An 11,369-nucleotide genomic window follows, 5' to 3' on the forward strand; every position below is an offset into this window, starting at 1 on the left:
GGTAGTTATGCAGATGCTTTCTTAGACAGACCTCACTTTTTTAAGACGAGTTTAATTTATATATTTGTGCTTCAAACTAAGAAAAGTAAACGTAAACAATAAACTGAAAAATGAAGAAGATAACAAATCCATTTCGTAATGTAGAAGGATATAACTGTTTTGGCTGTGCACCTCATAATCCTGCCGGCGTAAAAATGGAATTTTATGAAGACGGCGATGAAATAGTGAGTATTTGGAAGCCAAGTTCTGAATATCAAGGGTGGCTGAATACACTACATGGAGGTATTCAAGCAGTACTACTCGATGAAATTTGTGCTTGGGTGGTGCTTCGCAAACTGCAAACCACCGGGGTAACTTCAAAGATGGAAACTCGTTATATGAAATCGGTCGATACCACAGACAGTCATATAGAACTTCGCGCCAATATAATTGAAGTAAAACGCAACGTAATATTGATTGAAGCACGTCTATTTAATAAAGATGGCGAATTGTGCACCAAAGCGGTTTGTACTTATTTTACTTTTCCACAAGAAAAGGCAAGGGAAGAGATGTTTTTTGCCGGTTGTGATTTGGAATAATGCTTTTTTGTGATAAATGTTTGGCTAATTAAAAGAAATACCTTACATTTGTTGCGTAAATAATAAGAAATATGAATAAAATGACTACACTTCATCATCATTTACCTAACGATTAATCGGTGGGCAGAGATGATATTGTGTATATGATATAGTAAGGCTTGCCGCAGGGTAAGCCTTTTTTATTTTACGAATCAATCAAAAATTCAATAAACTTAAAGCATTATGTTACGAATCGCAGTACAAGCCAAAGGCAGATTATACGAAGAAACGATGGAACTTCTTAGCGAAGCAGATATCAAAATAAGTGCAATGAAACGAAGTCTGCTGGTGCAGTCGCCCAACTTTCCGGTAGAAATTCTCTTCCTTCGCGATGACGATATACCACAATCGGTGGCTACGGGAGTGGCAGATTTGGGTATCGTTGGCGAGAATGAGTACATGGAGAAACGCGAGGACGCAGTGGTTGTTAAACGACTGGGATTTAGTAAGTGTCGTTTGTCGTTGGCTATGCCCAAAGATATAGAATACACAGGTATCGGCTGGTTTGAAGGAAAAAAGATTGCGACTTCATATCCGGTTATCTTGAGTAACTATATGAAAGAACATGGTGTGAATGCCGAAATACACGAAATAACCGGTTCTGTAGAGATAGCACCCGGTATCGGATTGGCAGATGCTATCTTCGATATTGTCAGCTCAGGTTCTACATTGGTGAGCAATAGACTGAAGGAGGTGGAAGTAATCATGAAATCGGAAGCATTGTTGATTGCAAATAAAAATCTGAACGCAGAGAAAAAAGAAATTCTTGATGAACTGCTCTTCCGCATTGATGCTGTGAAGACTGCCGAAGACAAAAAGTATGTTTTGATGAACGCCCCAAAGAGTGCGCTCGACAGTATTATTGCTTTGTTACCCGGTATGAAAAGCCCCACGGTAATGCCATTGGCGCAGGAAGATTGGTGCTCGGTACATACTGTGCTCGACGAGAAATGTTTTTGGGAGATTATCGGAAAATTGAAAGCTCTTGGCGCGCAAGGTATCTTGGTGCTTCCCATAGAGAAGATGATTGTGTAATATCTGTTTCTACAAAAAGAAAAAGCAATGAAAATCTATAAACACCCCGAACAGGAAGCGTGGGCGGAACTCCTCAAACGACCGGAAATTGACAGTACAAGTTTGTTTGAGACAGTTCGTGTTGTGCTTGATGAAATTAAGCAGGGGGGAGACTCCGCTGTTATCAAATACGAAGCCAAGTTTGACAAAGTGCAACTGCAATCGTTGGCTGTAAGCGAAAGGGAGATTATCGAAGCAGAACAGAAAGTTGAACCGGCACTGAAAGAGGCTATTTGCTTGGCTAAAAGTAATATTGAGAAATTCCACCAAGCTCAACGTTTCGAAGGGAAAAAGGTAGAAACCACTCCCGGTGTTACCTGTTGGCAGAAAGCTGTTGCTATCGAAAAGGTGGGGTTATACATTCCCGGAGGCACAGCGCCACTTTTCTCTACCGTATTGATGCTGGCAATACCAGCACGCATTGCCGGTTGCGCGGAGATTGTGTTGTGTACACCCCCCAATCAGGAAGGGTGTATTCATCCTGCTATTCTTTACGCAGCCAAAGTAGCCGGAGTAAGTAAGATATTCAAAGCTGGTGGTATACAGGCAATTGGTGCAATGGCGTACGGAACCGAAAGTATTCCGAAGGTATATAAAATATTCGGTCCGGGCAACCAATATGTTACAGCCGCAAAGCAGTTGGTTGGGTTGCGAGAAGTTGCGATTGATATGCCTGCAGGTCCCTCGGAGGTAGAAGTGCTTGCCGACGAAACAGCTAATCCGCGTTTTGTAGCTGCCGACTTGCTGTCGCAGGCAGAGCACGGCGTAGATAGTCAGGCGGTGTTGATAACAACTTCGAGTGAATTACTTAACGAAGTGCTGAGTGAAGTAGAAAAGCAGTTGAATGAATTACCACGTAAGGAAATTGCCGCGCAATCGCTCAAAAACAGTAAGCTAATCCTTGTAAAGAACATGGACGAGGCCATTGCTATGACCAACGAGTACGCTCCTGAGCATCTTATTATTGAAGCTGCCAATTATATGCAACTTGCCGATAGGGTAGTGAACGCCGGTTCTGTTTTCCTCGGACATCTTACCCCTGAAAGCGCGGGCGATTATGCTTCGGGCACTAACCATACGCTTCCTACCAACGGCTATGCCAAAGCCTACAGCGGGGTAAGTCTGGATAGTTTTATTCGCAAAATAACCTTTCAGGAAATAACTCCACAAGGAATTGAGGCAATAGGCCCTGCTATTGAAATAATGGCAGCAAACGAAGCGCTTGATGCACACAAAAATGCAGTTACCATCCGATTGAGTGAACTAAAATAATGCACAAAATGAAAACATTACAAGAATTGACACGTCCCAATATTTGGAATCTGAAGCCTTATTCTTCTGCACGGGATGAATACAAAGGAGCGGTTGCGTCTGTTTTTCTGGATGCGAACGAAAACCCATTCAACACTCCAATCAATCGCTATCCCGACCCGTTGCAAAACGAATTGAAGTTAGCTTTATCACGCCTGAAAGGTGTAAAACCCGAACAGATTTTCTTAGGAAATGGTAGCGATGAGGCAATTGATTTGTTGTTTCGTGCTTTCTGCGAACCGGCTATAGATAATGTAGTTGCCATAGATCCTACTTACGGTATGTATCAGGTGTGTGCCGACATAAATAATGTTGCCTATCGCAAGGTCTTGCTCAACGAAGAGTTTCAATTCTCGGCCGATGACCTCTTGGCTGCTGTAGATGAACATACCAAGCTTATTTTTCTTTGCTCACCCAATAATCCCACGGGCAACAATTTGTTACATAAGGAGATAGACCGTGTACTTCATGAATTCGACGGAATTGTGGTCATAGACGAAGCATACATCGATTTCTCAAACCTAGCTTCTTACCTTACTAAATTGCATAAACACCCCAACTTGGTGGTGCTGCAAACTTTCTCTAAGGCATGGGGCTCGGCGGCTATCCGATTAGGAATGGCGTATGCGTCGGCAGATATTATCGATATCTTTAGTAAAATTAAGTACCCTTACAATGTAAATTTACTTACTCAGAAACAGGGATTGGATATGCTCCTCAAATACCATGATATTGAAAAGTGGGTAAAGACGCTGTTGGATACACGAGCGGAATTAATGAAGGAGTTTGCCAAACTACCTTGCGTGGAGAAGGTATTTCATTCGGATGCTAATTTCTTTTTGGCGCGCGTAACCGACGCAACAGCTATTTACAACTACTTGGTGGGGTTGGGTATCATCGTGCGCAACCGTACCAATGTTGTGCTCTGTGATAACTGTTTGCGTATAACCGTTGGCAGTCGTGTGGAAAATCATCAATTACTGGATGCCTTGAAAGCCTATCAGGCAAGCTAAAACAGGATTATCATGAAGAAAAAAGTTTTATTTATAGATAGAGATGGTACGCTGGTTATCGAACCACCGGTAGATTATCAGTTGGATGCGTTGGAGAAACTGGAGTTTTATCCAAAAGTATTCCGTAACCTTTCGTTTATTCGCAGCAAGCTCGATTTCGAATTTGCCATGGTTACTAATCAGGATGGGCTCGGAACAGCGTCGTTTCCCGAAGAAACCTTTTGGCCGGCACACAATCTCATGCTGAAAACATTGGAAGGTGAGGGTATTACGTTCGACGAAATCTTTATTGACCGCAGTTTCCCTGCCGATAATGCACCGACGCGTAAGCCTCGTACCGGTTTGTTGGGTAAATATATAGATAATCCGGCCTACGATCTTGCCGGTAGCTTTGTTCTGGGCGACCGTGTTACGGATGTAGAGCTGGCTAAGAATCTGGGTTGTCGTGCTATTTATTTACAGGATAGTAGCGAGGAGCTTCAGGAAAAAGGATTGGATGCCTACTGCGCGCTTGCCACAACGGACTGGGACCGTATTGCCGAGTTCCTTTTTGCCGGCGAACGAACAGCCCAGGTAGCCCGCGTCACACACGAAACGGATATATACATTGCCCTTAATTTAGATGGCAATGGTGTGTGCGATATCTCTACCGGACTTGGCTTCTTCGACCACATGCTCGAACAGATAGGTAAGCACGCCGGTATAGATGTTACCATTCGGGTAAAAGGCGACCTGCATGTAGATGAGCATCACACCATCGAAGATACGGCCATCGCGCTGGGCGAGTGTCTGTATCAGGCGTTGGGTTCCAAGCGCGGTATAGAGCGTTACGGTTACGCGTTGCCTATGGATGATTGTCTTTGTCAGGTTTGTTTAGATTTTGGCGGTCGCCCTTGGTTAGTGTGGGATGCCGAGTTTACAAGAGAAAAAATAGGGGAGATGCCTACCGAAATGTTCCTGCATTTCTTCAAATCATTGAGCGATGCAGCTAAGATGAATCTCAACATCAAAGCCGAAGGGCAGAACGAACACCATAAAATAGAAGGAATTTTCAAAGCGTTGGCGCGTGCCATAAAGATGGCCATAAAGAGAGATGTATATCACTACGAGCTTCCCAGCACAAAAGGTGTTTTATAAAACACCTTCTTATTGTACCGCCTTCTTTATACATTCTTCAATGGGTGTAAACACAAAGCCTGTCGCATTTATAATCTTATCCGATGAATAAACAGTTTGCTTGCTTGCCGAACGTGCAATTTCGGGTGTTATCAATGGTGGTTTCCCGGTGACTTTGGAAAGCAATGTGTTGAGGAAGCAAGCTATTTTCAGCCCTGTCTTGCCAACGGCTATAAATGGCGGACGCTTATTCAACGCGCGGGCAATGAAGGTAAAAAGTTCCTTGTTAGTCAGGCTTTCGGCTACTAAAACGAAGCGTTGGTTATACAACTCCTTTTCCAGAAGTAGCTCGATGGCACGGCACACATCGCCTACATCTACATATCCGCTTTTTTGCCGGGTGTAGAAAGGCATTCCTTTGCGTATTTGTTCAATAAGTTGCAGGCTGCTTTTAGTGAAATCTCCGGCTCCCAAAACAATGCCGGGGTTTACGATGATAGCTTGCAACCCCTTTGCGATACCCTTCCACACTTCTTGTTCTGAGGCGTATTTGCTGTTGGTGTATACCGATGACACGTTTGCGGTGTTCCAGGGCGTTTCCTCATCGACCGGTTTTCCGGCTATTGCTGTGCCAAGCGCGCCAATGGAAGAAACAAAAACAAATGATTTGATAGAGCTTTCGAGAGCTGCTTCTACCATGTTGCGGGTACCTGCCACGTTCGTATCCCACAATGTATTGGCGGTGCTGCTACCGAAAGAGACTACAGCAGCGCAGTGATACACCCTGTTTACATCGCTCATAGCCTGTAGTAGCGAGGTTTTGTTGAGCAAGTCGCCCTCTACCCATTCTACCTTATTGTATATGCTGTCGAACTCTTCGTTGTAAAAGTGGCAAATGAGTCGCAACTCGTCTAAACGTGAAGAAGACCTTAACAATGCGCGTACGTTTTCGCCTTTTCGCAAGAGCGAGATGAGTAAATGACCACCTACCAGTCCGCTACTTCCGGTTATCAATATCATGAGCTTTTGGATTATTCGTGTGTAAAGGTTACAAATGTAATCAATTAAGCGACTTGGCTATTCTTTTTTTTGTACTTTTGCGACTTTCAATAATAGTAAAACGATATTTATCATGAAGAAAATTCTTACCTCTCTGAGCCTTTTTTTGCTTCTGCTTTTTGCGTTTACCTCATGCTCGTCGGGCGGTTCTAAGCATATAGCTTCTACTATTGCTCCCGGAGAAACGGTTTTGAAACATTACGATTACTTGAAACAGGGTGATTACGAGAAGTTTGGCGAAATATTCTTATTGGGAGAAAATCTGCCTTCGGATAAGGCAAAAGAGGCGATGAGTGCTGCGCTAAACTCTTTGAAACAGGCAATAGAGAAGAAAGGCGGGGTTAAAAACGTAAAACTTCTATCGGAAATGAAGACTTCGGATGATAAAACAGCACGTGTTTACATTTTGCAAGAGTTTGAAGATGGAACATCAGAAGATTATAACTACAAATTGACCAATGTAAATGGGCATTGGCGCATTGTTGTAGAGTAAATTAAGGCGGTTTATAGAAGAAGGAGCATCAGCCATAGTCTCATGCTCCTTCATCCATAGGCTCGCGACCCCTCAGCCATAGGCTCACAACCATTCATCCATAGGCTCACAACCATTCATCCATAGGCTCGCAACCGGTCGGTCATAGCCTTCTTCAGAAACTCTTCTACTTAAAATATCCTATTGGATGATTCAAAATAGGTTCTTCCGATTCTTTTAGCTTCAGCGCTGCTTTTAATTTATCTTTCTCCATGTAACCGCGAGGAACTGTAGCCAGATTGGCTGCCGCGCAGAAAATAGAGATGTTTTGCGAAATAATGCCAGCGTCGGCAGCTCCCATTGTGCGGGTCATTTCATTCTTCGGATCACCCAGTTTAGACAAATTACTAACCAAAAGTAGTACCACAGACGCTTCATTTACATACGCTTGTTGGCTGGCGGCATAAGGAATGAAGTTTCCTTCGGCAACCAAAGTTAGTTTGTTTCCCTTGGCATCGTATAAGTACGCACCCTCTTTGAACAATACATAGATATCTACATCTTGGCGATTCATGGCCGATGGCGCAGTTCGTTTACCGTCGGCAGGGCGATTAATTCCGTTTGCAGCCCAAAGTACATCCGATAAGTCGGCAATGCTCAATGCTTTGTTGGAAAACTCGCGGGTTGATTTTCGCTCTGCCAAAGCTTTCATTACTGTGCCCGAACGCTCCATGTTGGGCTTTTTTAACTCGATAACCTTATCGGCAGCTCGTCCGATAGCGGCAATCATCAATAGCGCGAATAATAAACTGATCTTTTTCATGTTTGTTGTTTATTTATAAATGGAATACGTACTGCAAAGTTAGAAAAAGGATTGAAAGGACAAAGGTTATACAATGTTTAGACATCATTCCTTTATTAAAAAATAACTACCTTTGTATGAGTAATAAAAATAGTTGAAGTATGAACTACGGTTTCGTAAAAGTAGCAGCAGCCATTCCTCGTGTGAGTATTGGTGATTGCAGGAGCAATGCAGAACAAATTGAAAGTATCATAACCCGTGCCGAAGGAGTAAATGTGCAAGTATTGGTTTTCCCGGAATTGTGCGTTACCGGATATACGTGTGGCGACTTGTTTGCTCAGCAATTCTTGTTGCAAAGTGCTGAGCAAGCACTCATGCAGATTCTGAACAATACCCGCTCGCTGGATATTATCTCTATCTTGGGTATGCCGATTGCATTTAATTCAACTGTTTATAATACAGCTGTAGTTATTCGCAAAGGTAAGATACTTGGTGTTGTTCCTAAAACCTACTTGCCCAATTATAAAGAATTCTACGAACGTCGTTGGTTTGCATCGGCAAGCATGTTGGCAGAAAAAGAGGCTTACTTCTGCGGCCAAAGTGTGCCGATAGGAACAGATTTGCTGTTTGAAACTCCACAAATAACCTTTGGCGTAGAGATATGCGAGGATTTGTGGGCGCCTATCCCTCCCAGTTCATACCAAGTATTGAAAGGTGCGGAAGTTATCTTCAATCTCTCAGCCGATAATGAAGGCATTGCTAAAAATAATTATTTGCGCTCACTCATAGCACAACAATCGGCGCGTTGTTTGGCTGGATATGTGTTTGCCTCGTGTGGTTTTGGCGAATCGACTACCGATGTGGTTTTTGCCGGTAACGGATTGATTTACGAAAATGGTTCACTAATAGCCTCTAACAAACGCTTTGAATTGGGAGAACAACTTATTGTTGGCGATATTGATGTGGAGCGTTTGCAAATGGAACGTCGGGTAAATACGACTTTTGCCGCAAGCAAAGAAGCTGAAGTAAAAGAGGTTGCCCGAAAAGTACGCGTTGACTATCCAAGTAAACCCATTGAAATAGGTCGTTGGATTGATCCGCATCCTTTCATCCCGTCAGACAATGAGCTTCATGAACGTTGTGAAGAGATTTTCTCTATTCAGGTAGCCGGATTGGCACAACGATTGCTACATACCAACTCCAAAACTGTAGTGTTAGGAATATCGGGCGGACTTGATTCTACTTTGGCATTACTCGTCTGCGTGAGAACTTTTGATAAGTTGAACCTTCCGCGAACAGGGATACTTGGCATTACGATGCCAGGATTCGGTACTACGGACAGGACTTATAATAATGCTCTTTCACTGATGCAAACATTGGGCATCTCTACTCGTGAGATTAGTATTAAAGCTGCCTGTATCCAGCACTTTGAGGATATTCAGCATGATATAACCCAGCATGATGTAACTTATGAGAATGCGCAAGCCCGCGAGCGCACACAGATACTTATGGATGTTGCCAATCAAGTAAATGGACTTGTGGTTGGTACGGGTGATTTGTCTGAGCTGGCGTTGGGTTGGGCAACTTATAATGGCGACCATATGTCTATGTATAGCGTTAATGCAAGCATTCCTAAAACTTTAGTTAAGTATTTAGTGAAATGGGTTGCCGAAAATGAAGTAGCTAATGAAACGAAGGCCACCCTGTTCGATATAGTAGAAACGCCTATCAGTCCCGAACTCATTCCGGCTGATGAAGATGGAAATATTAAGCAAAAAACAGAAGATTTAGTAGGGCCATACGAATTGCATGATTTCTATTTAAACAACTTCCTGCGTTTTGGTTTTACGCCTGCAAAAATATACTTCCTTGCGCAAATAGCTTTTAAGGGAGTGTATGATGATGGCGTGTTGAAGAAATGGTTGCACACTTTCTTCCGTCGATTCTTTACTCAGCAATTTAAGCGCTCTTGTATGCCCGACGGACCAAAGGTGGGTAGCATTACACTTAGCCCACGAGGTGATTGGCGTATGCCAAGCGATGCAAGTGCAGCTGCTTGGCTACGGGAGATAGAAGAATTATAAAAAACAAACGGAGCTACCTCAACTAATAGACGAGGCGGCTCCGTTTCATGTAACATAAATATATACAAATTACCCTTTTGCTTCTTGATACAAGAAGCGTTTGATGCTCTTTTTAGGAGTCTTTTCAAATTCTTCGGGGTAGATTTTCATTTTGTGTATTTGCGAGTAGGCAGGAAGCGTAGCATTCAAGGCAATGCGATTCTCTTCCATAAGCTGTTCCATATCGCTGGCTTTAAGTCCATGTGCAAACGCGTCATCAAAGTCAGGATAAACCAATCCTACCAGTTTTTCGTTTTGCTGTACAATGATGCTTTCAGAAACATAAGGCATGTTGTTTAACTTATCTTCTATTTCTTCTGGATAGATATTCTGCCCACTGGCACCAAGCAACATATTTTTGCTACGTCCGCGAATGGTAACATTACCTTCGGCATCCATTACGCCAAGGTCGCCGGTGTGCAACCAACCGTCAGCATCGAGTACTTCGCGGGTTGCTTCTTCGTTTTTATAGTAACCAAGCATGGTGTTGGCTCCTTTACATACAATTTCTCCAACAATGTTTTGGGGGTCGCTCGAAAGTATTTTTACCTCCATGCGCGGTACTGCTTTACCGCATGATCCCAATTTGAATCTCTTCCAATCTTCGTAGCAAATAATAGGTGCGCACTCTGTCATACCATATCCTACAGTGTAAGGGAATTCGATCATACGTAAAAATTGCTCTACCTCCTGATTAAATGCGGCTCCACCAACAATAACTTCATAGAAGTTTCCGCCAAAGGCATTGATAACTTGTTCGCGTACGTGCGCTTTTATCTTATCATTAATAATAGGTACTTTAAGGAGTATCTTCATCGTTGGGGTTTGCAGTTTGGGCAGCACGTTCTTCTTGATAATCTTTTCAATAATCAACGGAACGGCAACAACCAATTGTGGCTTTACCTCTTCAAATGCCTGGAAGATAATCTTTGGGCTGGGCGTACGGGTAAGGAAGAATATCTGGCAACCGGCAGCAAACTCATATAAGAATTCGAATGACATGCCATACATGTGTGCCATAGGCAGCATAGAAACAATTTTATCGCCTTTATTCAGCGTTAATACCTCAAAAGCGAACTTGACGTTTGACCATAAGCTACGATATGGAATCATTACACCTTTAGAATAACTGGTTGTTCCGGAAGTGTAGTTGATAACTGCTAACTCTTCGGGTTGATCTTTGTGATAACTCACGTGTTCGGTGCGGAAATTTTTGGGGTATTTCTTTCCGAACATTTCATTTAAGTGTTCTCTTGCGTGTGTTAGCTTCTTAGAGCGGGAAACAAGAGTAGAGAAATCTGTAACCGATAGTACTCCTTCCAACAATGGCATAGCAGCCTCGTTGAGGTTTTCCCAAACGATATCACCAACAAAGAGAAGTTTTGCTTCAGAGTGATTTACGATGTTGTGTACATTGTCGGCTTTGAATTCGTGTAAAATAGGAACTGCTACTGCTCCGTAGGTAACTGTGGCAAGAAAAGCAACCCCCCAATGTGAACTATTTCGCCCACAGATTGCTATTTTATCCCCCTTCTTTACACCACTTTCTTCAAAAATAATGTGTATTTTCTCAATCTTGCGAGCTACATCTTTGTATTGTAATGTAGCACCTTTGTAATCTGTTAGGGCATATAAATCCCAATTGCTCTTAATACTGTTTTCAATATAAGCAATAAAACTTTGATCCATTATACTTGCACATTTAGTAATGATGTGTGCAAATATATGTTTTTATATTACTATTGCAAACTATTTGTTAAAGAAATTAGCGGAACTGAGTAA

General features: G+C 42.7%; 10 protein-coding genes. 7 read left to right on the top strand and 3 right to left on the bottom strand.

What is annotated here, in order from left to right; all coding sequences use genetic code 11:
* The first annotated feature begins 110 nt into the window (after positions 1-110).
* The 5 genes from D0T50_RS01260 to hisB all read left to right on the top strand — a co-directional run bounded on the left by D0T50_RS01260 (position 111) and on the right by hisB (position 5,152).
* Entirely contained in the window at positions 111-578 is a 468-nt protein-coding gene (locus D0T50_RS01260; protein WP_163221144.1) for a PaaI family thioesterase, read from the top strand.
* A 222-nt stretch (positions 579-800) separates the two neighbouring features.
* Positions 801-1,652: an ATP phosphoribosyltransferase gene (gene hisG, locus D0T50_RS01265; RefSeq protein ID WP_163221146.1), complete on the top strand. Its 852-nt coding sequence runs from the start codon at positions 801-803 to the stop codon at positions 1,650-1,652.
* 27 nt (positions 1,653-1,679) lie between these two features.
* Complete coding sequence (hisD, locus tag D0T50_RS01270) at positions 1,680-2,963, top strand: histidinol dehydrogenase (RefSeq protein ID WP_163221148.1); 1,284 nt, start codon at positions 1,680-1,682, stop codon at positions 2,961-2,963.
* Between the two features lie 8 nt (positions 2,964-2,971).
* The gene (hisC, locus tag D0T50_RS01275; RefSeq protein WP_163221150.1) at positions 2,972-4,015 is read left to right on the top strand and encodes a histidinol-phosphate transaminase; all 1,044 of its coding nucleotides are present in this window, start codon (positions 2,972-2,974) and stop codon (positions 4,013-4,015) included.
* Between the two features lie 12 nt (positions 4,016-4,027).
* Positions 4,028-5,152: a bifunctional histidinol-phosphatase/imidazoleglycerol-phosphate dehydratase HisB gene (gene hisB, locus D0T50_RS01280; protein ID WP_163221152.1), complete on the top strand. Its 1,125-nt coding sequence runs from the start codon at positions 4,028-4,030 to the stop codon at positions 5,150-5,152.
* Between the two features lie 9 nt (positions 5,153-5,161).
* Here hisB and D0T50_RS01285 read toward each other — a convergent pair whose 3' ends face one another.
* Positions 5,162-6,151, bottom strand: a complete 990-nt coding sequence (locus tag D0T50_RS01285) for an NAD-dependent epimerase/dehydratase family protein (protein WP_163221154.1) — start codon at positions 6,149-6,151, stop codon at positions 5,162-5,164.
* A gap of 112 nt (positions 6,152-6,263) precedes the next feature.
* On the opposite strand from D0T50_RS01285, the gene D0T50_RS01290 reads away from it, so the two are divergent.
* Positions 6,264-6,683, top strand: a complete 420-nt coding sequence (locus D0T50_RS01290; RefSeq protein ID WP_163221156.1) for a DUF4878 domain-containing protein — start codon at positions 6,264-6,266, stop codon at positions 6,681-6,683.
* Positions 6,684-6,849: 166 nt separating this feature from the next.
* Here D0T50_RS01290 and D0T50_RS01295 read toward each other — a convergent pair whose 3' ends face one another.
* A complete protein-coding gene (locus tag D0T50_RS01295) occupies positions 6,850-7,485 on the bottom strand; it encodes a SagB/ThcOx family dehydrogenase (protein ID WP_163221158.1) in 636 nt (211 codons plus the stop codon).
* 140 nt (positions 7,486-7,625) lie between these two features.
* Between D0T50_RS01295 and D0T50_RS01300 the strand changes: the two genes are divergently transcribed.
* Positions 7,626-9,548, top strand: coding sequence for an NAD(+) synthase (locus D0T50_RS01300; protein ID WP_163221160.1), 1,923 nt, complete (start codon positions 7,626-7,628; stop codon positions 9,546-9,548).
* A 69-nt stretch (positions 9,549-9,617) separates the two neighbouring features.
* Here the strand turns inward: D0T50_RS01300 and D0T50_RS01305 are convergent, their stop codons facing one another.
* Complete coding sequence (locus D0T50_RS01305) at positions 9,618-11,276, bottom strand: AMP-binding protein (RefSeq protein WP_163221162.1); 1,659 nt, start codon at positions 11,274-11,276, stop codon at positions 9,618-9,620.
* Positions 11,277-11,369 lie beyond the last annotated feature (93 nt).

Origin of the sequence: Bacteroides sp. 214, from assembly GCF_010501015.1 — a bacterium.
Classification (GTDB): domain Bacteria; phylum Bacteroidota; class Bacteroidia; order Bacteroidales; family Bacteroidaceae; genus Bacteroides.